This window comes from Phormidesmis priestleyi BC1401, assembly GCF_001650195.1.
In the GTDB taxonomy this organism is placed as follows: domain Bacteria; phylum Cyanobacteriota; class Cyanobacteriia; order Leptolyngbyales; family Leptolyngbyaceae; genus Phormidesmis_A; species Phormidesmis_A priestleyi_B.
This window is the reverse complement of record NZ_LXYR01000030.1, coordinates 1-23468: the sequence shown is the minus strand read 5'-3', so window position 1 is coordinate 23468 and position 23468 is coordinate 1. Positions and strand designations below refer to the sequence as shown.

Genomic DNA, 23468 nt, shown 5'->3' with positions numbered 1-23468 from the left:
TGACGATTGCTTTTATTGGGTCACTGGGGTTATGGGTCAGCCTCTCAGTTCAAAAGCCAACTATTTTCTTCAGCAGGGGCGGCAGTTGAGCAAAGCCAAAGCCTATGAAAGCGCGATCGCTCAGTTTGACAAAGCGCTAGAAAAACAGCCCAACTGGTATGTCGGCTGGTATGAGCGCGGCAAAGCCTTGTACGAGTTGGGGCATTATCGAGCGGCGATCGTCAATTTTCAAGAGGTCATTGTCCTTCAATCTGACTACGCGCCTGCTTGGAACGATCAGGGCATGGCACTGGCAAAACTAGAGTTTTTTAACGAAGCGGTTGTTAGCTATGATCGTGCTATTGACCCATACCCCAAAAACTATAAAGCTTGGTATAACCGAGGCAACGCGCTGATGAAGCTCAATTCCAGTCAGGAGGCGCTTTACAGCTATGAAGAAACCCTCAAGCTCAAGCCCGATTACGCCCGCGCCTGGTATAACCGAGGTATTGTCTTAACTTATTTGCGACAGTATGAGGCAGCGATCGTCAGTTACCAAAAAGCGCTAGAGGTTCGTCCTCACTTTTCGGACGCTCACTATAATCAGGGCAATCTGTTTAATCGATTGGGACGCTTTGAAGATGCTTTGGGCAGCTACGATCGAGTCCTGCAAATCAAATCCAACGTGTCAGAAGTGTGGGTCAATCAAGCCCATGTTCTACACAAGTTGGGCTTTGATGAACAAGCTCTGGAAAGCTACGACAAAGCGTTGCAGCTAAATCCTACTTCTCATGAAGCCTGGTATAAACGAGGGAACACCCTGGAATCGCTGTGGCGCTATGAAGACGCGATCGAGAGCTATCACGAGGCGCTCAACCTCAAGCCTGATTTTCCAGCAGCACTTTATAACCAGGGATGCGCTTTTCAGAGATTAGGCGATGTGAGTCAGGCGATCGGCTACTACGATCGAGCAGTTTCTGCTAAACCCGATTTTCATGAAGCCTGGAGTGGTCGCGGCATTGCCCTTCGCAAACTGGGGCGCTATGACGACGCGATCGCCAGCTTCGATCGAGCGTTAGCGATCAATCCCAAGTGCGCTGAAAGCTGGTATCGCAGAGGTCGATCGCTCGATCATGTTGGGCAGAGTGAGGCAGCGATCGCCAGTTATGACCAAGCGTTGAGTCTGACTCCTGACTTTGATAAAGCCTGGTATAGCCGGGGAGTGGCGTTGAGTCGATTAGAGAATCATGAGGCAGCGATCGCTAGCTACAACAACGCCCTAGCACTGACTCCTGACTTTCCTAACGCTGAAAGTGGTCGCAATCTCTCGCTTAAGTATTTGAAGCAGAGTCAGCCCCCTTCGGACGATCGCTGAGTACCAAATTGACCTGACGAAGGTGATGTACAATACATTCGTTTAATGCTGTGGAGACTTTCAGGTGGAACAACTCCGCCGACCTCGCCACAATCCACAACTTGTCGATTCAGAAATAAAGCTGGTATGATTCTGTGGCTTCTTCAGACGGCACTGTCAAGGTTATGACGCTGTAGTATCTTTTCAATCACCTCGAAAATCGCAGAAAACTCAGAGAAATCAAAGTTGTCAAAGCCTGGGTTTGAGTTCAATATGCACTTAGCAAAATCATTTTTCGATAAGGCAACATTGTTATCGGCATCATCGTGAACTTCGCTGTCTATGATCTTTAGACTATTATTTTTCACCTCGTTGAACTTTGTCGTACTGAGGATTTTGTTTTCTGAATGCCTGTAGCTTTTCTTACTAAACTCAGAGTTCAAGAACAAACGCCGATCTTGGAGATTCAGTCTCGTTACCTCTTCATTGCTGTAGTAAAGCTCTATGCACACTTCTGGATCTTCATGGCGATGGCTTGGTACAGGTAATGCAAATGAATATACTCCATTGCCCCAACTTTTGAACCCTTTTGAATCATCGTGAACTTTCTTCAGAATAGCGGAATTATCGCGATCGAAAATTGCAATAACAGGGAACTGAGGAGTAACTATACATAGTGATTCACAGTGTTTCTCCAGATTACTATCACCCTGCTTCTCAGGCGGCAAATCTACAAAATCAATAGCTAAAGATAAAAATAATCCTTTCTTTTGAAGATTGCTGAAAGCTGCTCTAAGATGGTAGATATCAGTTTTCCCTTCAGTCATAATCTGCGCCCGAACTATGGGAGAATTCAGTAGTTTATCAATGCTTACTAATTCAGGTGCTAAAACTCTTAACTCATCTGTGAATTTTAAGTAAATTGGATCTGACTTACCTTTCACTGATCCTAAGAATTCTATTTTCCCTTTAACAACACTTCTGAAAGAAGGTGTAATGGAGTTCAGTCTATGCTTTTTGTCAAATTTTTCTAGAAATGTAGCCTCTGCCTTTTCTAGTCCATGCGTTCTCCATACATAGAGCATTGAACGAATCTCCCTAACATAATCCCGCTTGACGTTTAGATCTTGATTGACTGTAATTCCTGTAACTTCTTGATGCTGATACTTAGTTGCCAACCTGGTCTTTTTCTCATTTACCGAGAATCCGTTTCCTTCGACAACTTCCAATAGTTCTTTTCCAAGAAGCCATTTTTCATCTCCTACTGAATAAAACGCTAGTGAAGATGGAAATTTAGATTTAGAAGTTGAAAATGTGATGTCATCAGCATACCGAGTGTAAATACATTTGTGCCTTTTAGCTAATCGCTGCAATTGACTGTCTAGCGGAGCGTAGATCATATTAGAAATAACTGGTGAGGTAGGTGCCCCTTGAGGAAGTCGCCTATTAAGCTGCCCATCAACCTCAAACTCGTGGCAGCAAATTTGAGCTAAAACGGTTGCAACTTCGTGAAGTAGATTGTATGGAGCAGCTTTAAGCAGACCCTGCACTCTACCAAAGTTGATCGATGAGAAGAAGTCCTTAAGATCAAGATTGAGAACGCATTTCTGACGGAGATGCTGTTCTGCGTTTTTCACAATGCCCTTACCCTTGACAAACCCATAAGTAGACGGCTTCGGCTGATAAACTTGCTGAAGAATAGCGTTCAGTCTTCTCTGTAGATTCTTAAGAGCATGGCTAGGAGAGTAAATAAGCCTTACGCCTCCCATCTTTTTCTTTATCTCAAATTTTTCATACTTCTTATATCTCGGCGAGTAAAGAAGATATCTAAGTTGACGGTCAGTAACATCCAGAAGCGTCGCTACATCCTGACGAGATTCTAGTCCACCTAGGAGCTGCTTAATTCCGTCATTACTCTCCATCAAATCAGCAATCTCTAAATGGGAAGACTGTGTAGAAACCAGATGCTCACAACACATATCAACTTAACGCCCCACTGTACGTAAGCACAGGTAGCACAAGGTAAAGTAAGAGCAGCAATTGCGCTATCGCTACCCTTGAGGAAAGACCGCCGCGTATACACAGCGGAAATTTATCTTGGTGAGCATCTGGTTACTTTATTATACTAAGTATTCTGATCAAATCACGCATGGAAAGTACATCAGTCAAAAATTGAAGATGAAAACTTGGAAATGGAAGCTCTTGATGGATAACCATTTTTAACTGTAATCAACACTCATTCCCTATGCTTATATTTAACGCAAGACCCGCGATCGCCCTCAAATTCGATCGTCCAGAAATCAATGATAATAGACCCATCCACTTCACCCTGAGAAAATCCATCTGAGTTATGGGTAAAAACGAGGTTCTCGAAGCCCTTCAACATCTCACACCAGAGGAAACCCTAGAAGTGATTGAGGTTGCTTCTCGTCTTCTGCGTCAGAACATCGCTCTACCGAAAAAACTCAGCCTCATTCAAGCGGCTGAGCGTATACGTCCGTTCTACCAGGTCGGAGGCGAACTCACGCAGTGGACTGACGAAGATCCTGACGAATTTCAAGGCTATCAGAACCATGCATAGAGGAGAAATCTGGCTCTACAACGCTAACAAATCTCCACACTACAATGAGACTATCCTTGACCACGGCACCCGAAAATGGCTGATTTCACCGTCATTTATGAAGCTGGCATCCTCCGTCCCACAACCCCTCTAAACCTAACCGAAGGGCAACAAATTCAAATCCGCATCCTGAACCCAGAACACCCTGCCCCTCTAATCAATCAAGCCGCTCTCGACCTCCTCCGTTCTTGGCGAGAAGAAGGCGATGAACAAGAACAGCGCGAAACTTGGGAATTTCTCCAGCAATCTCTTGATGAAGACCGCCTCTCAGACCGTCCTCTCTTTTCCTCATGACCCGCCACATTTTTCTAGATTCTGGACCTTTGAGCATGGTGACAAATCCTAAAGCAAACGGAACAACTCTAGAATGCCAACTCTGGCTCGACTTCCAGATTCGGCAAGGTGCGATCGTTTTTGTTCCCGAAATTGCTGACTATGAAGTGCGTCGAGAACTCATCCGTGCAGGGAAACAACGGAGCGTTCAACAACTCGACCAACTCAAAACCGTCTTGGCATACGTCCCCATCACCACCGAAATGATCCTTAAAGCCGCTGAACTTTGGGCGATCGTTCGGCAACAAGGACAGCCTACCGCAGACCCCATGTCTCCAGATGGAGACGTTATCCTTGCCGCCCAAGCCATCACGATCGCCCAGCAAATTCAACAAGAAGTCATTATCGCAACCACCAATGTAGGGCATCTCTCCCGCTTTACGATCGCCCAACACTGGCAAACTATCACTCCATAGAATATCGAAACAAATCTGAAAATACGCAGAGTTCTAAACAAAGCGGATTTACCAAGCTACTTTAGCGTTTCTTCCCAAACTTCGATTTTAAGTCGTCTAGCGTTGGTGATTTGAATTCAGAATGGGTTTGTTTCGGTTGAATGTTCTGTTTAGAGAGGGGTTGTGATTCTTGTTTGCGGATCGGTTGTGATTCCTGCTTGCGAGTCGGTTGAATATTCTCTCGATCGCCTGACTTCATCGATAGACTAATTCGCTTCAATCCCTGATTCACTTCTAAGACTCGAACGTTAACAACCTGTCCGACTTTGACGATTTGTTTGGGATCACTGACGAAGCGATCGGCGAGTTGTGACACGTGCACTAAGCCATCTTGATGCACCCCAACATCGACGAATGCGCCAAAGTTAGCGACGTTGGTGACGACTCCTTCTAATTCCATTCCCACTTTCAGGTCAGACATTTCTTTTACGCCGTCCTTAAAGGTGGCGTATTTGAATTCAGCGCGAGGATCACGTCCGGGCTTCTCTAATTCTGCAACGATGTCGCGCAGGGTAGGTTCTCCGATCGTATCGGTCACATACTTTTTAAGGTTGGCTTTAAGGTGATCGGCAATCTGACTCGTCTGCGTCAACGGCACCGAGAAATCTTTAGCGATCGCTTTGACTACGCCATAGCTTTCAGGGTGGACGGCGGTGTTGTCGAGCGGATTATCACCCCCCCGAATTCGTAAAAATCCGGCGGCTTGCTCAAAGGTTTTGGGTCCTAATTTGGCAACTTTGAGCAGGGCTTTGCGATCGCGAAATACTCCATTCTGATTGCGATAAGCCACAATGTTATTAGCAATGGCAGGCGAAATGCCAGACACAAACGTCAGCAATTCTTTAGAAGCCATATTCAGATCGACTCCGACATAGTTGACGCAACTCTCAACCGTCTCGTCTAGCTTCTTCTTGAGCAGTTTTTGATCGACATCGTGCTGATATTGCCCAACCCCGATCGACTTGGGATCGATCTTGACTAATTCTGCTAGCGGATCTTGTAATCGCCGACCAATGCTAATCGCGCCTCGGACGGTAATATCTAGATCGGGAAACTCTGCGATCGCCACATCACTGGCAGAATAAATTGAGGCTCCTGACTCATTCACCATGACTTTAATCGGCTTTCGGTCTAGCGTTGCTAAAACTTCTGCTACAAATTCATCGGTTTCTCGTCCGGCAGTTCCATTTCCGATCGCGATTAATTCAACTTTGTGTTTCTCAAGCAGTTGCTTTAGCGTTACCATTGCCTGAATTCGCTGTCCCTGTCCCGTGTGCGGAAAAATCGCCTGGTATTGCAAAAACTGTCCTGTTTGATCGAGAACTGCCACTTTGCATCCGGTTCTAAATCCTGGATCGAGCGCCAGCGTTGGCTTCATTCCGGCAGGAGCAGAAAGCAGTAACTCCCGCATATTCGACTCGAATGTTTTGATCGATTCGATGTCAGCCTCAGTTTTTTTTTCAGCCCGAACTTCCGTAATCAAAGAAGATTTCATCAATCGATTAAACGCATCTTTGAGCATCGATCGATAAAACTCTCGCACCGATTTTGCTTTGCTGCGAATCTCGGATTCTAGATAATTTAAAACGGCATCTTCGTCAAAATCTAGACCGAAATCCAGAATGCCCTCGGTCTCACCTCGATAGAGTGCGAGTAAGTTGTGAGGCGCGATCGCGCTGACTTTTGCCTGAAATTTGCGATACATCTCATACTTCGTCGAGCCTTCGGCGTGGTCGTTTTTGATGCTCGATCGAAACACGCCTGTCTCTAACAAAAACTCTCGCAAATACGCTCGGAGTTCTGCTTTTTCGGAGACTTCTTCTGCCAGAATATCCGCCGCCCCTTTCAGCGCTTCCTCAACCGTTTTAACGCCCTTTTCTTCCGACAAAAACTTCGTCGCTTCGTCTTCTAGAGAGTGTGCCGCCGCGTTTGGTTGATTCAGCGACTTGATGAACTCCGCTAAACTGCCCAAACCTTTTTCTTTAGCGATCGTTGCCCGCGTCCGTCGTTTAGGTCGAAACGGCAGATAGAGATCTTCTAGCTCGTTTTTCTGCAAACACGTCTCAATCTTCACTCTGAGCGACTCGGTGAGTTTATCTTGAGACGCGATCGACTCCAGAATGCTTTTCTTGCGCTCTTCTAACTCGGTCAAATAAGTGAAGCGATCGGACAAATCGCGCAACTGCACCTCATCCATTTCCCCCGTGCGCTCTTTGCGATATCGCGCAATAAACGGCACCGTCGCTCCCTCTGCAAACAAATCCAGCGCACTTTTAACCTGAGCGGGACGCAGAGACAATTCTTCTGCCAGAAGTTGAGAGATATTTAACATGGGCAAATGTGAGGTGCAGTCGATCGAGTGAGCTAGATAATGTAAAGCCAGAACGAGCTACCGGGAACCCGCAGGCTGACTGGTTGAAGGCACAACCGGAGTCGGAATCAGGGAAGGAGTGATCGGAATTGGAATCTCGTTGCCCAATGGAATAAAAGTAGGCAGCAGATCAAAAGGACGATCGCTAGCATCTAAACAAGACGCGATCGCTTGTTTGCCTCCAACTTTAAGCTGACTATTTAGCCCCACCACACAGTCTGAGAAAGTCTGAGGCAGGAGACTCCGACGACAGCTATCTAACACATCGACGATCGCCGTATCTGACACGTTTCGACGAATGCCCACCACGCAGCTTGCCGCCTCAACAGGTCGTCGCACCTGACGGCACACTAACAGCGCATCCGATCCCGACACTTTTTCATTGGCGATGCGATTGACGCAGGTGCCCAAATCGCCAGGTCTGAGCGCTTGACCACACGCATTAGCCGCCTCCGCCGCCGACAATTTGGCACGAGTCAAATCAGCCGCACACGATTCATAGTCCCTGCGATCACTGCCAGAAAAAGCCTTGGCTGGAGCGATCGGCAGCGCGATCGCCACTAAACTCACCGTCACAATTTGTGCCATAGGCAGACGCAGCCTTTTAAGATTCATCAAATTATTCAGATTCATCATATCCACACCAGCTAGAGAAGACGGAAAAGCACCACGTCGATCGTAGGGCACTCAGAGAAAATTGTGGCACGGAACTGCCAAGAAGCGATCGTCCTGCTCTTGACCGCCCAGATATAGCTCTCCCACGCGTGAGAAAGGGACTTTGAAATCTGGCTTCCCTGTTAGATGAGGGCATCTTTGGACTTCTGCAAGAAGCAAATTGGGCGTTGCTGAATTGATTTATGAAGCACAGATTTTACCCTCACCCTAGCCCTCTCCCCAAAGAGAGAGGACAAGAGTTCTGTTTCCCTTCTCCTTAAGAAGGCGAGGGCTTCGCTCTACTTCGTTGAGCACCGATCGCTTAGCCTACAGCAGGTGTTTGCCAACTTGATCAGCAGCACGATCGCTCAGATGGACACGTCTGGGTCACGGTCAGCAGTTTAAACAAACACTACGAATTCGCGGCGAAAGACAAGGGAAAGGGTATCGCTCAAAAATTTTACGATCGAGTGTTCACCACTTTTCAGACGTTAGCGGCACGAGACAAAGTAGAAAACATAGGCATCGACCTACTTGGGCTGCATGATTGCGATCCGCGAATTCTGATTTTCTCCAGGTTCTATCTCCGTCTATGGGATCGAACCCTACTATGGGTTGATAGATTTCTTCACCTGCAGTGTAAATATATAAATATCACAACATTTATGGCGTTAGAAGGAAAGATGCTAACCATTGTTCTGGTTGATGACGACGAAATGGATGTGACGAACGCTCAACGAGCGTTTAAAAAGAACAACATCCTCGACCCACTGTAGCTATTGGATGCTGTGTGAAATGCCGTAATGGAAGACTTCCTAAAGATTTTAGTCGTGGATGATGATGTGGTTGACCGCATGGCTGTGCAGCGATCGCTACAAGATGCGGGGGTTCAACTTCGAGAAACGGTGGAGGCAGCAGACTGTGCATCTGCGATCGCGATTTTAGAACAAGACGATTTCGACTGTGCGCTGATTGACTACCAGTTGCCCGATGGAGATGGGCTGAGTTTGGTGCAGCAGATTCGCGATCGACAGTTTTCGATCGCGTTGATCGTGTTGACGGGGCAAGGCGATGAGCAGCTTGCTGTGGAATTGATGAAGGCAGGTGCCAATGATTATTTGGCTAAAGGCAAGCTGTCGCCCGAAAACCTGTCTCGCAGCTTGTGGAGCGCGGTGCGGGTGAATCGAGCCGAGCAACAAACTGCTGAGGCAACGCAAAAACTTCGGGCGAGTGAAGAGCGATATCGGCTCGTCTTAGAAGGCTCAAATGATGGCATTTGGGACTGGGACATCTGCGACGATCGGGTTTTTTGCAACGATCGTATGTTAGAAATCATTGGGCGATCGCGGGAAGAAATCGGCACCGCTCAAAGCGCGTTTTTTCGACTGATTCACCCCGACGATCACGATCGAGTTCTAGGAGTGATGCGAGCGCATCTCCTGCAAGACACCCCGTTTGATGTCGAGTTTCGGATGCAGCACGCGTCGGGCAATTATCTCGATTGCACCTCACGCGGCAAAGCCCAACGCGATCGGCACGGTCAAACTTTTCGGATGTTGGGCATTGTGAGCGACATTACGCAGCGCAAGCAAGCACAAGAAAAAATCGTTCAGCTAAATCGCGCTTTAGAACGTCGAGTCACCGAACTGCAAACACTGCTGGATGTGATTCCGATCGGAATTGGCATTGCAGAAGATGTCGATTGTGAACGGATCAGGATCAACGCGACTATGAGCGCGCACTTAGGAATTTCGCTTAACGAGAACGCGTCTAAAAGCCGCCCAGATGCCGAGCAACTTTCCTATAAAGTCTATCAAGATGGCAGACAGCTCACAGCGTCAGAGCTACCCATGCAGCGATCGTCGGCAACGGGCGCTCCGGTTTCTGGCATCGAACTTGACATCGTGCAGCAAAATGGCAAAGTGGTCAAACTGGTGTCAGAAGTTGCCCCATTGTTTGATGAATACGGCAATTCAAGAGGCTGCGTCGGAGCGTTTTTGGACATCACCGATCGCAAGCGCACCGAAGACTCACAGCGTTTTTTGGCAAACGCCAGCACGCTCCTAACGTCTTCTCTCAATGCCTCAACCATTTTAGAAAATCTCGCTCAACTGTCGGTTCCATATTTGGCGGATTGGTGCATGATTCACACGCTGCAAGACGAACAGCCGCAGTTAGTTGCCTCATATCATGCAGATCCGCGGAAAGTAGCGGCGTTTGAAGACTATCGACAACGCTATCCGATCGACCTTAACTCGACGGATGCTATTCCAGTCGTGTTGAAAACTGGACAGTCAAGGTTTTATCCCAAAGTTTCTGATGATTTGCTCACAGACTTGACTCAAGACGCTGATCATCATGAACGGATCAAACAATTTGGATTTGAATCCGTAATGATTGTGCCGCTCCTTGCCAGAGAGCGAATTTTAGGGGCGATTACCTTCGCCACGATCGAGTCAAAACGACACTACACGTCAGCCGATTTATCGCTAGCAGAGGATCTCGCTCGTCGAGCCGCTCTTGCCGTCGATAACGCCCGTCTCTATCAAGCCACCCAAAAAGCCGAGCGCAATCTTCGCAAAGCGATCGTGATTCTCGGTGAACAACAGCAGCAGGTAAGAACGCTACAGCGGTTAACAGATCTTCTCAATCAGCGCTTGACCAATTTACCTGGGTTGCTGCAAGTCATGATTGATGCGATTTGTGATGCCATTCCCAACGCTGAGTTTGGGTTAATTGTGCTGCAAAACTCTCAAACTCAACAGCTAGAACTCACCGCAACGACTGGACTCGATCGCGGCGAGTTTGCAATTGACGAAGCGTTCTATCGCGGGGATGGCTTGTTGAGACAGGTCTTTGTCACTGGCAAGACCCATCTGATTCAGACACGCGAATTAGATAACTCTCTACCCGATCGTCTCCCGATGTCTCTCTGTGCGGTGGCGATCGGATCGGCGCAAGCTGGGCGGCTGGGCGTGTTAGCGATCGGGAACTGGGAAGAAGCCACTGCCTTTGACGAAGAAGACTCACGGATGCTGGTTGCGTTTGGAGAGCAAGCGGCGATCGCGCTGAATAATGCTCAATTAATCAACGAGCTTGAAGAGCGAGAAGTCCGATTAGAGATGCAGAACGCGATTTTGGCACAGCAGAATCAGGCGTTGGAAAATCAGCGGCAGCAGATCCAACTGCAAAACCTAAAATTGATTGATGCAGCCCAGCTAAAGTCGCAGTTTTTAGCTACGATGTCTCACGAATTACGGACTCCAATGAACGCCATTATGGGGTTTTCTCAGCTCTTGCTGCGGCAAAGTCAACTTCGCCCCGCGCAGTTAGAAATGGTCGATCGGATTCTCAATAACGCCAAAAACCTATTAGCGCTGATCAACGACATTCTTGACTTATCCAGAATCGAAGCCGGACGGCTAGAGCTAAGACTCGATCGCTTTAATCTCCATGATCTAGTCAACTCGACGACCTCAGAGCTACGATCGCTTGCCGACCAAAAACAGTTGCTTTTAAACGTGAAGTCACACCTCAAAGACCCTTGGGTAAACAACGATAGCGTTCGACTTCGACAAATTTTGGTGAACTTGCTATCAAATGCGATTAAGTTTACAGATGTCGGCGGTGTCGAGGTCGAAGTGTGGGGGCTGGCGGACGATCGGCTTGTGATTTCAGTCCGCGATACCGGAATTGGCATCGCTTCAGAGGATCTGACGCGCATTTTTGACGAGTTTCACCAACTCGACCAATCAACCACTCGTCGTCACGCAGGCACGGGGTTGGGGTTAGCAATTACAAAATGGCTGGTGCAAATGATGGGCGGCACGGTTCGCGTCGAGAGTCAGCTAGGAGAGGGTTCAACCTTTCGAGTCGAGTTGCCCAGACGAGTAGAGCGGCAGGGAAGTGATTAGACCGACCGTTCTCTAGGGCGTGGTTTAACCCGTTCTCACTGCGATTCTGCCTAGCCCGAACTTCAGTTCAAGGCGGGACAGCAACGAAGACCAGAGTTTCAAAACACTGCCTAATCCTCTAATCGTTCTGCAATTCTGAGCTTTGCCGATCGTGCTCTAGGATTTTCTTTTAACTCGTCTTCTTGGGCAATAATTGGTTTTTTGGTCAGCACTCGCAGTAATGGTGACTCTTTTAATCGGTGTTTAACAATCCGATCTTCCAAACTGTGAAAGCTAATCATCGCAAGTCTGCCATCGGGTTTGAGCCACTGCGGAGCCTGATTAACAAACGTTTCTAACACCGTGAGTTCTTGATTAACGGCGATGCGAAGTGCTTGAAAGACACGAGTTGCGGGATGAATGCGTCCGTAGCGATATTGACGGGGCACTGAATGCGCGATCGTCTCTGCCAATTCGGTTGTCGTCTGCAAAGGGCGTCGTTCTACGATGCGTCGGGCAATGCGTCGTGAAAGCCGTTCTTCGCCATAGGTGTAGAAAATATTGGCGAGTTTGGTTTCATCCCAATAATTGATAATCTCGGCGGCGGTGAGCGATTGTCCGCGATCCATTCGCATGTCTAGTGGAGCCTCGTGACGAAAACTAAAGCCCCGATCGGCAATATCAAACTGGGCAGAACTCACGCCTAAATCTGCCAGAATGCCGTCAAACTTTGTTTCTCCTGGATTGAAATTGGCAAAATTGCTGTGCTGGAATGTGACTCGATCACCAAATTCCGCTAGTTTTTGGGTAGCAGCGGCGATCGCCTGATCATCCTGATCCAGTGCAGTCACCCGCACCCCATCTGCCGCCGCTAAGATGAGCGATGTATGTCCACCTCCGCCCACGGTTGCATCTAAATAGTGACCGTCGGGACGAATCGCTAACCCTTCGATCACCTCTCGATGCAGCACCGGAATGTGCAAAAACTCAGGCGCGATCGCCAAATCAGAATCATCCGACACAGAAGTCATACTTTCAGCCATCCAAACACGTCACCCACTGTTAACTCTAAATCCTTCACCACATCTGGAACGGGTAATTTTTCGTCAGGCTCTTCAAAAAATGTTGGCTGTTGACCCGATGGATACACCAGAATCGATCGGACATCAGGGTCGATCAGCCAACCTGCTCGGCATCCGTGACTGAGACAGTGCAAAATATTTCTCGTTACTTTAGTAGGACTCTGATCAGGAGAGAGAATCTCGATTGTCCAGTCAGGAGCCACATTAAATACATTGGCAATATCCCCATTCTCATCAAGCGGAATTCTCTCCCAGGCAAACACCGCGATGTCAGGAACCGTCGATCGCCCCCCAAACGTGCATCGTAGCTCTGGAAACGCGTAGGCAATTTTTTGAAGTTTGGCGATCGTATTCACAGCCCCGACAAGCTCTTCCTGAAGTTTGCTGTGCTTTCCTTGCGGCATCGGCTTTTGAATAATTTGACCATTCACATATTCACCAGCAGGCTTTGTCTCTGGCAGTTTCAGAAATTCCTCTAGAGTCAGCGTTTTTTGAAGTGCTTGTACCATCTGTGTTTATCGTTGAGCTTGTCCGTCTCTCTCATCTTAGAAGCATCGGTTTGGTCTAACATCGACTGGTCTCTATTGATTTTCTGCAAAAACTTCATTGCCAGCAAAATCTATCCCCGCCAACGTTTACAGCCAGCGCTCTCTATAATTAAGAAGGCGAACATCAAGTGAGCAACGGTATACATAATTATCATCCGAGACTGAAGTAGGGCTATTCCAAAATCTCTAAGGGAGAGGCTGAACATCCATGGCAATGCTCGAAACCAAAACCGAACCCATGATTCTCAACATGGGTCCGCACCATCCCTCAATGCACGGAGTGATGCGACTGATCGTCACCCTTGATGGGGAAAACGTGATTGACTGCGAACCCGTGATCGGCTACCTGCATCGAGGCATGGAAAAAATCGCCGAAAATCGCACCAACATCATGTTTGTGCCTTACACGAGCCGATGGGACTATGCCGCAGGCATGTTTAATGAAGCGGTGACGGTCAACGCTCCAGAAAAGCTGGCAGGAATTGCGGTTCCTAAACGCGCGAGTCACATCCGCGTCATCATGCTAGAGCTAAACCGCATCGCCAATCATCTGCTGTGGCTAGGTCCATTCATGGCAGACGTAGGGGCACAAACGCCATTCTTCTACATCTTCCGCGAACGCGAACTGATTTACGACCTGTGGGAAGCGGCTTGTGGCTATCGCATGATCAACCACAACTATTTCCGCATCGGTGGAGTTGCGGCTGACCTACCCTACGGCTGGATCGATAAGTGCGAAGACTTCTGTGATTACTTCTTGCCCAAAGTGGATGAGTATGAGCGATTGATCACCGATAACCCAATCTTTCGCAAGCGGGTTGAGGCGATCGGCACCATTACGCGCGATGAAGCGATTAACTGGGGGCTATCGGGTCCAATGTTGCGCGCCTCGGGCGTTAAATGGGACTTGCGAAAAGTTGACCACTACGAATGCTACGACGATTTTGACTGGGACGTGCAGTGGGAGACGGCAGGAGACTGCTTTGCTCGATATATTGTGCGAATTCGGGAGATGCGCGAGTCGGTCAAGATTATCAGACAGGCGATCGCCGCTCTACCAGGCGGTCCGTTTGAGAACTTAGAAGCCAAGCGCATGGCAGAAGGACCGAAATCTGAATGGAATAGCTTTGACTATCAGTTCATTGGCAAGAAGATCGCCCCGACGTTCAAGATTCCTAAAGGCGAACACTACGTCAGAGTTGAGAGCGGCAAGGGCGAGTTAGGCATCTTTATCATGGGAGATGATAACCCGTTCCCCTGGCGCTGGAAGATTCGGGCGGCTGACTTTAACAACGTGCAAATTTTACCCCACTTGCTGAAGGGCATGAAAGTCGCAGATGTCGTTACTATCTTGGGAAGCATCGATATCATCATGGGATCAGTCGATCGCTAATCTCAAATCCATTTTTTAACATTAGGGATGGGCTTCGGTGCATCCCTATTTTTTGTCTCAAATGATTAGCACAAACTTACTATCGAACTTCATGAATTGAGCTTCCAAGCATTTGGTTAAGTTCATCACATAATTATCAGTAAAAACAAAGCTTTCTAAAAGTTGATCAGTTTCACGGTAGTATGAAGCTCTCATCAAGATTGCCGCATTGAAACTACTTTTTATCAGTTAATTCTGGGTGCTCCGATCGAGCTACGAGAGTTTGAGCCGCCTGAGTTTGTTCAAATTTTCACTTCAAGTTTCTAATTCAACATTTCGCACAGCAAATAATTAAATGTTGGGAAAAAACAATCTATCTGATTTGTGTGAAATGAGTTGCATTAGTGCAAATGTATGTTTCTTAATTAAGTCAAAATGCTTCTGTCTAAATTTAACGACGTAGGATAAACTTTTTGAGCCTTTCAAAGTTGAGAGATTGCATAAGGTTTGATCGTGCAAAACTTCTATGGCAGATTCTACGTTGCCAGGTCGATCGCCGTGCAAAAAGCTTCAATAACTGAGTAGATGTCTCCTTTGAAATTTCGATCAAGTAAGGGTTGACAACTTCAGAATTAACCGCTATTACTAGGGAGAAGCCAAGACAGCAACACTATAAGTAGCGTCTGGTTCGGCAGAGCGCCCTTACTGCTCACCTAAATTTTTTACGCTCCTCAACCACACATTCCCAAAAATTGAACTATGAATTATCAAGAGCAACTGACCCCCTGGGCTGTCTATCAAACTCTGCCCGATCTTCAACGTCAATTGGTAATTCGGTTTCGTCGTCGCACCGATGCCGATTGCTATATAAAGGTGCTGAAGCAAACTCGACCCACTACTGAGTTTGTCCTTGCGTTTGAAACCAACAAGAAAGAAGCAGTGCCCGCTACGATCGCCTGATTTAAGCGCAGCGCGGAGTATGGTGAACCTGGGGCAGGGCAAAGATTAGTTCTGACTTCTCTACCCCTAAATTTTGACAGAGAGCGACTCAATTGATTGACCATCAACACTGCTGTTTCCTGTGAGCGATTTACCCGATCGAGCATCTGCCTTGTCTGATTTGATTACTCAGCACATTCTCCACAGTTCCGAGTGTCGGGTTTCGTTTGCTGAGTATATGGAGATGGCACTTTACCATCCGCAGTATGGCTATTATGCTGCACATAATGAAAAGATTGGGGCGCACGGTGATTTTTTCACCTCGCCCCATTTAGCTACAGATTTTGGTGAGCTGTTAGCTGAACAGTTTGCAGAGATGTGGCAAATTTTGGGTCAGCCTCAGCCATTCACATTGGTTGAAATCGGAGCCGGACAAGGACTATTAGCCGCAGATGTGTTGAGCGGTTTGCAAGGTCATCATCCTGACTGTTTTGCTTGTTTAGATTATGTGATTGTTGAGAAATCTGCCGCTCTGATGGCAGAACAACAGCAACGATTACGATCGTGGCAATCAGACGTGCAGATTGAATGGCGATCGCTAGACACTATTCCGGCTAATTCAATCACAGGATGCGTTTTCTCAAACGAATTGGTCGATGCGTTTCCGGTTCATCTGGTGACGTTGACGAACCGCAAACTTCAAGAAATTTACGTGACTGCACAGTCTAATGGATTTGCGGAGGTGATTGATCAACCCTCAACTTCCAGGTTGACTGACTATTTTGATCTCAACGGAATTGATTTAAGTTCGCCTAATTATCCAGACGGCTATCGAACTGAGGTCAACTTAGGAGCATTAGACTGGCTGAGTTTAGTCGCCGATCTCATTCAGCGAGGATATCTTTTAACGATCGATTATGGCTATCCCGCAACTCGCTACTATAACTCGATGCGATCGCAGGGAACGTTGCAGTGTTACTACCAGCATAGTCATCACAACAATCCCTATATTCAGGTCGGTCAGCAAGATATTACGGCTCATGTTGACTTCACAGCATTAGAGCGACAGGGCGATCGAACGGGGTTAAAAAATTTAGGATTCACGCAGCAAGGGCTGTTTTTAATGGCGTTGGGGTTGGGCGATCGACTTGCCGCACTCAGCGAAATTGACGCTAAAAATAATCAAGATATTCAAACTGTAATTCTGCGCCGAGATGCCCTGCATCGATTGATGAACCCAATGGGACTCGGCAACTTTGGCGTTTTGGTGCAAAGCAAGGGTTTAACAGAAGCAGAAAATGGACAGCCACTGAGAGGGTTAAGGCAATTTTGAACAGAAAACGGATGTAGAAGAGAATCGATCCGTAAAACATACAAACGATTCATCGAATACATCCGCCATCAGCGAATTAGTTGCCGGATGCTACTGACCCTCTAGAAGTCATCACCTCTAGACGAACCGGAGCAACACCACTTTGAATGACTCCTATCATACGAGCCGCCCCTGCTGAGAGATCAATAACCCGACCGCCCGAATAAGGACCGCGATCGTTGATTCGCACAATCACCGATCGTCCGTTGTCCAAATTTGTGACTTGCACTTGCGTCCCAAACGGGAGAGAACGATGAGCCGCTGTCAGCGCATTTTGATTGAAGATCTCACCGCTCGCACTGGCACTGCCGTTAAATCCAGGACCATACCAAGAAGCCCACCCGTCCAAACGGAACCTAATCGGTCCTAGAGAGATTTGTTGCCCGTTGTTGTTAGGTTTGTTGGGCACTTCCTTGAGTGGGGCAGCATCTCCAATCAGACGGCGGAGGCGATTGGTGACTTGCAGCGCGTCTTGCTCAGGGTTTTTGGTCGTGTCGGGTAGAATCGTGTCGGCATCGACTGTCACGATCGTCGTCTTGTTGGCTTCGATAATGTAGCGATCGCCCGTTCCATTAGGGGCTTGCTTCCATTTCACCGTGATGCCTTTTGCATCTACGCCTTGACGATAAAGTTGATTGAGTTTGGCAGCGATCGCGGTGGCTCTCGTGACCGGATCGCGCTGCGAATCTTGGCTAGAATTCTGACGCTGCTCTAAAGACTGGGCTGTTGCGCTGACAGAACCGGACTTGAGCCTGGCGATTTGAGACGATTCATCAGTCTGCGTCGCTCCCATTTTGACCCCACCAGAGGAGGCGGACTGTGAACCAATGAAGGTTAAAACCGGGATGTTACGAACATAGAGCGTTGCGGCTTTGCGTCCAGCGTGCTCGTGGGTTTGGATCTTGGCGATCGTGTCCTCTGCGGACGGGGTTTGGCTCTGTTGCTCACCAACTTTGACAACATCACCTATCGGCGAATGCGGCGGTGAGGAAGCGTTTTGATCTGCTTCAGAGGGTTGGCTGACTGCGGGTGATGCTTCAGCATTGTTGCTGTGGCTAAGACCGAGTGAGGTCGTGAGCAACAGGGTTGCAGTAAGACCACTAATGAGTATTTGATTCATATCTCCGTAGGTGAAGGACACTTGCTCATCGAGCTTGAGTTTGACCATCGGGTTGCAATGTTGCAAGGATGCTGTTGATAAACTCGTACTCGTTCCGTTTTTACTCCTGTTTGTAGAACTGCAACAGACTACCATGAAGTTTTTGCCCAGGGGATCAGGGTATTATCGGTATGTAAAAAAACTTTATGATACCTTCACACTACTTAATAGACCTTAAAGCCTTGTAGAGAAGCGATTCTCGAAAACTTTTAAGATTTGCCTCAACTGTGACTTCATGGAGACTTCATACTAGCTTCAGGGTAGTTGTGGGTTATGCTGAGGTCTTATGTCTGCACGACTTCAAAAAATCAGTGATCTTGCGTTAGTCAAGAGTGCAGCATTCAGCATTTGCGACAGACTACAGAGGCGGTTAATTCATGGATTATCGAGAGGCGGGAGTTGATGTTGAGGCAGGGAGGGCATTTGTCGATCGCATCAGCAGTCTCATCAAGCGCACTCATCGCCCTGAAGTGATGGGCGGCATCGGAGGCTTTAGTGGACTGTTTCAACTCCCCGCAGGCTATCGAGAACCCGTGTTGGTATCGGGCACTGATGGCGTAGGCACAAAGCTAAAACTTGCTCACACGCTCGATCGGCACGACACGGTTGGGATTGATCTCGTCGCGATGTGCGTCAACGATGTGCTGACCTGTGGGGCAGAGCCGCTGTTCTTTTTAGATTATTTAGCGACAGGACGGTTGCAGCCCGAACAACTTGCTGAGGTCGTGTCAGGAATTGTGCAAGGATGCGAACTGGCTGGCTGTGCGCTGCTGGGTGGCGAAACGGCTGAGATGCCGGGTTTTTATCAGGCAGATGAATATGATTTAGCGGGGTTCTGCGTCGGCATTGTTGAGAAAAGTCTGGTTTTAGATGGCTCTCAGGTGCAGGTTGGAGATGTCGCGATCGGGCTGCCTAGCTCTGGAGTTCACAGTAATGGCTTTAGTTTGGTTCGCAAAATTGTGGGCGATCGCGGATTTGACTGGAGCGATCAGCCCGAAATGTTAGCTGGAAAAAGTTTGGGTGAAGTCCTGCTTACGCCGACTCACATTTACGTTAAGCCGATTCTTGCCGCGCTCAAAGCCGAGATTCCGATTCATGGCATGGCGCATATTACTGGGGGCGGCTTGCCCGAAAATCTGCCTCGCTGTTTGCAAAAAGATCAAACTATCGAAGTCAATCCTAATAGCTGGGACGTTCTGCCAATCTTTAAATGGTTAGCAACCGAAGGAAACGTTAGCCCAATTGATATGTTGAATACCTTTAATATGGGAATTGGATTTGTGGTGATTGTGCCGCCAGATCGAGTCACTCAAACCCTTGATTTTTTTGCTGCTTACCATATTAAGGGATCTGCGATCGGCACTGTCATTTCTGGTTCGGGTCAATTAGTGGGTTTACCTGAATAAAACTGTGACCAAAACCCGCAAACAATTCGGTCAGCACTGGCTCCGCAGCGAGAAAGCCTTGGGCAAGATCGTCAGTTCGGCAGAGCTATCGAAGCACGATCGAGTCCTAGAAATTGGTCCCGGTACGGGTGTTTTGACTCGGCAATTATTCAGTCAAGCCGAAGCCGTGGTTGGGGTTGAAATCGATCGAGACTTGTGTGCGCTTTTAGCCAAAAAACTGGGTCAAATCGATAACTTTTTGCTGCTGCAAGGAGACTTTCTCTCGATCGACCTTGACGAACTTTTAATCCCCGCTCCTGCATTTCAGAATCCGAATAAAGTCGTTGCTAATATTCCATACAACATTACGGGACCGATTTTGGAGAAATTGCTGGGCACGATCGGGCATCCAAATCCCAAACCCTTTGACTCGATCGTGCTGCTCGTGCAAAAAGAGGTGGCGTTGCGGCTGTGCGCGAATCCAAAATCGACCCATTTTGGAGCGTTATCGGTGCGAGTTCAATATCTAGCCGACTGTCAGTTTATTTGCGACGTTCCTGCCAAAGCCTTTCAGCCTCCTCCAAAAGTAGACTCTGCGGTGATTCGTTTGCGTCCCCGCACCGTTAAAAATCCCGCTCACAATCCCCGACAAATGCAGACTTTGATTCGACTCGGCTTCTCTAGCAAACGCAAAATGCTGCGAAACAATTTGAAGAGTTTGATCGAGGGCGATCGACTGACTCAGATTCTGGAACAATTAGAGGTCAATCCTCAAGCTCGTGCTGAAGATCTCAGCGTTGCCAATTGGGTTGACCTCAGCAACACTGTAGACGTGGGAGTTGATCCTGATGCTCAAACCCTGATCCCTGAATCCTAATTTTTTATGCGTTCCTATTCTCTGATCGCACCTGCGAAGATCAACTTATATTTGCAAATCGTGGGCGATCGCTCCGATGGGTTTCACGAATTGGTGATGGTGCTGCAAAGCATTGAGCTAGCCGATGTGGTGACAGTGCGCCCGATCGGGACAGAAGCCATTCGGGTGTGGTGCGATAACCCCGATGTCCCACAAGATCAAACTAATCTGGCGTACAAAGCTGCCGATTTGATGGTGAGAGAGTTTCCAGACTACTTCGCAAAATTTGGCGGAGTCGAAATCAAGATTCAAAAGCGCATTCCGATGGGTGCGGGGCTAGCTGGCGGTTCTAGCAATGCGGCAGCGGTGCTGGTTGGTCTAGACTTGATGTGGAACCTTGGACTCACTCACTCTGATCTTCAGGAATTAGGGGCGACGTTAGGATCTGACATTCCGTTTTGCATCTCAGGCGGGACATCGCTGGCGACGGGACGAGGAGAGCAACTTGATGGTCTGCCCGATCTCCACAATATATATGTCGTGTTAGCCAAATATCGCGATTTGCCTATTTCAACTCCTTGGGCATATCAAACTTATCGGCAGCAGTTTGGTGATACCTATCCCAAAAGTGCTAGTGATGTAGAAGCGCGAAAGCAGCAATCTAGAGGAATGATGGCAGCGATCGCTCAACAAAATCTCGCTCAAATCGGTCAATTGCTTCACAACGATCTAGAGCGCGTCGTCTTGCCCGAATATCCTCAAGTGCAGCAACTCCGCGATCGCTTTCAAAGCTTAGGCGTTCTCGGTACAATGATGTCTGGCTCTGGCTCGACAGTGTTTGGGTTAGTCGAGTCTCATGCCCAAGCCGAGCAGGTTAAAGATCAGATGACGGCGATCGCTGATCCCAATTTAGATCTTTGGGTGACAAGATTTTGTACGTCTGGAGTTCGGTTAGCCCCTCAGTGATCGCTTCTCAAAAAACCTCAAAATTCTCTCACTCTTTTTGTTATGACATCTTCTAAACCCACGACTCAGCCCGATATGCCCAGCCCTTTGCAGTGTGTTTTAGGATCACTCGTTGCGGGTGGAATGGCGTTTGTTTTATATAGTATGACTCAATCGATCGCGCTCTCTTTTGCGAGCAAACCCCTGCAATATCACAACATCACGACCGCAAATATTGCGGTTGCCGTGAGAACATTAGTGGTCGGTTTGAGCGCTTTGGGAACCGGAGTATTTGGGTTAGCGGCGACCGGGCTGTTTGGGCTAGGAATTCAGGTCTTGATCGGAAAAGTGAGGCAGCGATCGACGGCAGACTAATCAGACTTCCTAAAAGCCTCTGACACGAACAAGGGACTTTTCCACAGATTATAGAAAGTTTTCCACAAGCTGACCTATCCGAGTCCTTGAAGGTCGGATGAGCTGTGGAAAACTTTTTGGTAGCAACGTCTTTTGACGTACTTTTGAGCTGAAACCCTTATTCCATCGTGGTGTACGAGATGAATCGCTCCATACTTTACCACTTTTTAATCAGAGCCGCTTAAATGTTTTCTAAAAAAAGAAACTTGCTTCAGGCGCAGCATAATTTGGGCTGAAAACTGTATAAATACTGGCTTCTAGCAAATAAGATAGAGAAAGCGCAAGCAGCAGAGGCGGGTAATCAGATTTCTAAACGAATTAGAGTTTTCCACAGCAGCGATCGTAATTTTAGGTATCAAATTTATTAAGACACCCCCGATCGATGCCTCAATATCAGAAACTGGTAAATAGAGAGATTACCTCTGTTTCTCAAGCCGATTCTCACTAAAATCCAACACTCTGAAGGATTGTCTCATGTCATATCTCTGGTTCAAAGCGTTTCACCTTGTTGGAATTGTCGCCTGGTTTGCCGGGATGTTCTACCTGCCTCGACTGTTCGTTTATCACGCCGAAGCAGATGAGCAACCAGAGCCAGCGCGCAGCATTCTCAAAAACCAATATCAAATCATGGAGAAGCGACTCTACAGCATCATCATGACTCCTGCGATGCTGTTAACCGTGGCGATGGCGATCGGGCTGCTTACCACCGAGCCAGATGTGCTCAAAGAACCCTGGCTCCACGCCAAACTTGTCTGCGTCGCTGTGCTACTGGCTTACCACTACTACTGCAAAATCATTATGAAGCGCCTCGCCGCCAATGAGTGCAAAATGACCGGGCAGCAGTTTCGCTGGTTTAACGAGTTGCCCACCGTGTTTTTTGTAATCATCGTCATGCTGGCAGTGTTTAAAAACAATCTACCCACTAGCGCCACCGCCTGGGGAATCTTTGCCATGATTGTGGCAATGGCAGCCGTTATTCAGTTTTATGCAAAAAAGCGCAGACTGGCAAAAGAAAAGGAATTGGCAACGATCGGGCAACCCGAATCGGCTTCGGAAGTCGGCGTTTAATAGTAATTAAAAATTCGACTTTCGAGCCGAAGGTTAGTTGCCTTTATTTAAACTCTGGCACGCCAGAAGGCAAACCGACCCGCATAAAGAAGCGAGCAAAAGTTTGCGAGAAATGCTCTAGAAAAGGGGATTTGAGCCGCCACCGATTTTCGAGTTGTGTGGCGTGCTGAGTCAGGTAATTGAACGGAAGGCTGTAGATTTCACGAAAATCTACCACTAGAGCACCTCGACTATCCTCTGGATTAACGGGTGACGCAAGGAGATGTAACCCTTCAACTCGACCCTTGCGAACCTCGTTCCACTTTCCTTTCTTTGTAAAATCTGGGTTAACGGCTTCAAATTCTGGAAGGGTAGAAATCAGATAGAGAGAAACCAGTCGAGTTTTTCTATTTTCCAGATCACAACTCTGAGTAAGAACGATTAAGTCCCGCTCTTGGACTTCTACTTCTTGTTCTTCCAAGTTGTGTGCTTCAAAGAGTGAAATGGGGACAAAACAGTTTATTAAGTAGTCTCCCTGCCTTAGATCTGACTCGTTCACCTGCATCCAGAACGGCTCGATTGTCATTCGCCTTCTAGCTAGGCAGGCGGGAGTCCCCACACCATAATTTTTAATTTGGTGTGGCGGTGAAAGCCGTGCGAGTTAACGAGCAAACTCCTACGCTACTCAAC

The 23468-nt window shown here is 47.8% G+C and carries 21 protein-coding genes; 13 read left to right on the top strand and 8 right to left on the bottom strand.

What is annotated here, in order from left to right; translation table 11 throughout:
- Window positions 1-31: 31 nt before the first annotated feature.
- Entirely contained in the window at window positions 32-1354 is a 1323-nt protein-coding gene (locus A8707_RS15725; protein WP_068818200.1) for a tetratricopeptide repeat protein, read from the top strand.
- A 143-nt stretch (window positions 1355-1497) separates the two neighbouring features.
- Here the strand turns inward: A8707_RS15725 and A8707_RS15720 are convergent, their stop codons facing one another.
- Window positions 1498-3255: a reverse transcriptase domain-containing protein gene (locus tag A8707_RS15720; protein ID WP_068818199.1), complete on the bottom strand. Its 1758-nt coding sequence runs from the start codon at window positions 3253-3255 to the stop codon at window positions 1498-1500.
- 14 nt (window positions 3256-3269) lie between these two features.
- Window positions 3270-3416 carry a twin-arginine translocation signal domain-containing protein gene (locus tag A8707_RS30665; RefSeq protein ID WP_197484795.1) on the bottom strand — a complete coding sequence of 49 codons (147 nt, stop codon included), beginning with the start codon at window positions 3414-3416 and terminating at the stop codon, window positions 3270-3272.
- A 267-nt stretch (window positions 3417-3683) separates the two neighbouring features.
- Between A8707_RS30665 and A8707_RS15715 the strand changes: the two genes are divergently transcribed.
- From A8707_RS15715 to A8707_RS15705, 3 genes are all read left to right on the top strand, one after another.
- The gene (locus A8707_RS15715; protein WP_068818198.1) at window positions 3684-3914 is read left to right on the top strand and encodes a hypothetical protein; all 231 of its coding nucleotides are present in this window, start codon (window positions 3684-3686) and stop codon (window positions 3912-3914) included.
- Window positions 3915-3989: 75 nt separating this feature from the next.
- On the top strand, window positions 3990-4247 hold the full coding sequence (locus A8707_RS27600) for an antitoxin AF2212-like protein (protein ID WP_068818197.1): 258 nt from the start codon (window positions 3990-3992) through the stop codon (window positions 4245-4247).
- A complete protein-coding gene (locus A8707_RS15705) occupies window positions 4244-4702 on the top strand; it encodes a PIN domain-containing protein (protein ID WP_068818196.1) in 459 nt (152 codons plus the stop codon). The genes A8707_RS27600 and A8707_RS15705 overlap by 4 nt, the downstream gene beginning before the upstream one ends.
- 61 nt (window positions 4703-4763) lie before the next feature.
- Here the strand turns inward: A8707_RS15705 and A8707_RS15700 are convergent, their stop codons facing one another.
- Together A8707_RS15700 and A8707_RS15695 are read right to left on the bottom strand one after the other, a co-directional pair.
- A complete protein-coding gene (locus tag A8707_RS15700) occupies window positions 4764-7073 on the bottom strand; it encodes a Tex family protein (RefSeq protein WP_068818195.1) in 2310 nt (769 codons plus the stop codon).
- 57 nt (window positions 7074-7130) lie between these two features.
- On the bottom strand, window positions 7131-7700 hold the full coding sequence (locus A8707_RS15695; protein WP_068818194.1) for a hypothetical protein: 570 nt from the start codon (window positions 7698-7700) through the stop codon (window positions 7131-7133).
- Between the two features lie 869 nt (window positions 7701-8569).
- Between A8707_RS15695 and A8707_RS15685 the strand changes: the two genes are divergently transcribed.
- Window positions 8570-11680 (top strand): ATP-binding protein, encoded by a 3111-nt coding sequence (locus tag A8707_RS15685; RefSeq protein ID WP_068818192.1) that lies wholly within the window; start codon window positions 8570-8572, stop codon window positions 11678-11680.
- A gap of 110 nt (window positions 11681-11790) precedes the next feature.
- Here the strand turns inward: A8707_RS15685 and rsmH are convergent, their stop codons facing one another.
- A complete protein-coding gene (gene rsmH, locus A8707_RS15680) occupies window positions 11791-12690 on the bottom strand; it encodes a 16S rRNA (cytosine(1402)-N(4))-methyltransferase RsmH (RefSeq protein WP_068818191.1) in 900 nt (299 codons plus the stop codon).
- Window positions 12687-13250: a Uma2 family endonuclease gene (locus A8707_RS15675; protein WP_068818190.1), complete on the bottom strand. Its 564-nt coding sequence runs from the start codon at window positions 13248-13250 to the stop codon at window positions 12687-12689. Before A8707_RS15675 ends, rsmH begins: the two co-directional genes overlap by 4 nt.
- Before the next feature lie 247 nt (window positions 13251-13497).
- Between A8707_RS15675 and A8707_RS15670 the strand changes: the two genes are divergently transcribed.
- From A8707_RS15670 to A8707_RS15660, 3 genes are all read left to right on the top strand, one after another.
- Window positions 13498-14682, top strand: a complete 1185-nt coding sequence (locus A8707_RS15670; protein WP_068818189.1) for an NAD(P)H-quinone oxidoreductase subunit H — start codon at window positions 13498-13500, stop codon at window positions 14680-14682.
- 738 nt (window positions 14683-15420) lie between these two features.
- Entirely contained in the window at window positions 15421-15621 is a 201-nt protein-coding gene (locus A8707_RS15665) for a hypothetical protein (protein WP_068818188.1), read from the top strand.
- 121 nt (window positions 15622-15742) lie between these two features.
- Window positions 15743-16933 (top strand): class I SAM-dependent methyltransferase, encoded by a 1191-nt coding sequence (locus tag A8707_RS15660; protein WP_074382515.1) that lies wholly within the window; start codon window positions 15743-15745, stop codon window positions 16931-16933.
- A 76-nt stretch (window positions 16934-17009) separates the two neighbouring features.
- Here A8707_RS15660 and A8707_RS15655 read toward each other — a convergent pair whose 3' ends face one another.
- Window positions 17010-18140, bottom strand: coding sequence for a septal ring lytic transglycosylase RlpA family protein (locus A8707_RS15655; RefSeq protein ID WP_068818186.1), 1131 nt, complete (start codon window positions 18138-18140; stop codon window positions 17010-17012).
- A 368-nt stretch (window positions 18141-18508) separates the two neighbouring features.
- Between A8707_RS15655 and purM the strand changes: the two genes are divergently transcribed.
- The 5 genes from purM to hemJ all read left to right on the top strand — a co-directional run bounded on the left by purM (window position 18509) and on the right by hemJ (window position 22799).
- Complete coding sequence (gene purM / locus A8707_RS15650; RefSeq protein ID WP_068818185.1) at window positions 18509-19537, top strand: phosphoribosylformylglycinamidine cyclo-ligase; 1029 nt, start codon at window positions 18509-18511, stop codon at window positions 19535-19537.
- Window positions 19538-19541: 4 nt separating this feature from the next.
- Window positions 19542-20393: a 16S rRNA (adenine(1518)-N(6)/adenine(1519)-N(6))-dimethyltransferase RsmA gene (gene rsmA / locus A8707_RS15645; protein ID WP_068818184.1), complete on the top strand. Its 852-nt coding sequence runs from the start codon at window positions 19542-19544 to the stop codon at window positions 20391-20393.
- Between the two features lie 6 nt (window positions 20394-20399).
- The gene (gene ispE, locus A8707_RS15640; RefSeq protein ID WP_068818183.1) at window positions 20400-21338 is read left to right on the top strand and encodes a 4-(cytidine 5'-diphospho)-2-C-methyl-D-erythritol kinase; all 939 of its coding nucleotides are present in this window, start codon (window positions 20400-20402) and stop codon (window positions 21336-21338) included.
- Between the two features lie 42 nt (window positions 21339-21380).
- Window positions 21381-21692, top strand: a complete 312-nt coding sequence (locus A8707_RS15635) for a DUF3082 domain-containing protein (protein WP_068818182.1) — start codon at window positions 21381-21383, stop codon at window positions 21690-21692.
- A 513-nt stretch (window positions 21693-22205) separates the two neighbouring features.
- The gene (gene hemJ / locus A8707_RS15630; RefSeq protein ID WP_068818181.1) at window positions 22206-22799 is read left to right on the top strand and encodes a protoporphyrinogen oxidase HemJ; all 594 of its coding nucleotides are present in this window, start codon (window positions 22206-22208) and stop codon (window positions 22797-22799) included.
- A gap of 43 nt (window positions 22800-22842) precedes the next feature.
- Here hemJ and A8707_RS15625 read toward each other — a convergent pair whose 3' ends face one another.
- Window positions 22843-23364, bottom strand: a complete 522-nt coding sequence (locus A8707_RS15625; protein ID WP_068818180.1) for a hypothetical protein — start codon at window positions 23362-23364, stop codon at window positions 22843-22845.
- Between the last annotated feature and the right edge of the window lie 104 nt (window positions 23365-23468).

Bases quoted from the DNA above. Each gene is read 5' to 3' on its own strand.
- A8707_RS15670 (WP_068818189.1), top strand. From the start codon at position 13,498: ATGGCAATGCTCGAAACCAAAACCGAACCCATGATTCTCAACATGGGT.
- A8707_RS15720 (WP_068818199.1), bottom strand. From the start codon at position 3,255: ATGGAGAGTAATGACGGAATTAAGCAGCTCCTAGGTGGACTAGAATCT.
- hemJ (WP_068818181.1), top strand. From the start codon at position 22,206: ATGTCATATCTCTGGTTCAAAGCGTTTCACCTTGTTGGAATTGTCGCC.
- A8707_RS15715 (WP_068818198.1), top strand. From the start codon at position 3,684: ATGGGTAAAAACGAGGTTCTCGAAGCCCTTCAACATCTCACACCAGAG.
- A8707_RS15700 (WP_068818195.1), bottom strand. From the start codon at position 7,073: ATGTTAAATATCTCTCAACTTCTGGCAGAAGAATTGTCTCTGCGTCCC.
- A8707_RS15675 (WP_068818190.1), bottom strand. From the start codon at position 13,250: ATGGTACAAGCACTTCAAAAAACGCTGACTCTAGAGGAATTTCTGAAA.
- A8707_RS15685 (WP_068818192.1), top strand. From the start codon at position 8,570: ATGGAAGACTTCCTAAAGATTTTAGTCGTGGATGATGATGTGGTTGAC.
- A8707_RS15725 (WP_068818200.1), top strand. From the start codon at position 32: ATGGGTCAGCCTCTCAGTTCAAAAGCCAACTATTTTCTTCAGCAGGGG.
- ispE (WP_068818183.1), top strand. From the start codon at position 20,400: ATGCGTTCCTATTCTCTGATCGCACCTGCGAAGATCAACTTATATTTG.
- A8707_RS15655 (WP_068818186.1), bottom strand. From the start codon at position 18,140: ATGGTCAAACTCAAGCTCGATGAGCAAGTGTCCTTCACCTACGGAGAT.
- A8707_RS15665 (WP_068818188.1), top strand. From the start codon at position 15,421: ATGAATTATCAAGAGCAACTGACCCCCTGGGCTGTCTATCAAACTCTG.
- A8707_RS15625 (WP_068818180.1), bottom strand. From the start codon at position 23,364: ATGACAATCGAGCCGTTCTGGATGCAGGTGAACGAGTCAGATCTAAGG.
- A8707_RS27600 (WP_068818197.1), top strand. From the start codon at position 3,990: ATGGCTGATTTCACCGTCATTTATGAAGCTGGCATCCTCCGTCCCACA.
- A8707_RS15705 (WP_068818196.1), top strand. From the start codon at position 4,244: ATGACCCGCCACATTTTTCTAGATTCTGGACCTTTGAGCATGGTGACA.
- A8707_RS15695 (WP_068818194.1), bottom strand. From the start codon at position 7,700: ATGGCACAAATTGTGACGGTGAGTTTAGTGGCGATCGCGCTGCCGATC.
- A8707_RS15635 (WP_068818182.1), top strand. From the start codon at position 21,381: ATGACATCTTCTAAACCCACGACTCAGCCCGATATGCCCAGCCCTTTG.
- rsmH (WP_068818191.1), bottom strand. From the start codon at position 12,690: ATGACTTCTGTGTCGGATGATTCTGATTTGGCGATCGCGCCTGAGTTT.
- purM (WP_068818185.1), top strand. From the start codon at position 18,509: ATGGATTATCGAGAGGCGGGAGTTGATGTTGAGGCAGGGAGGGCATTT.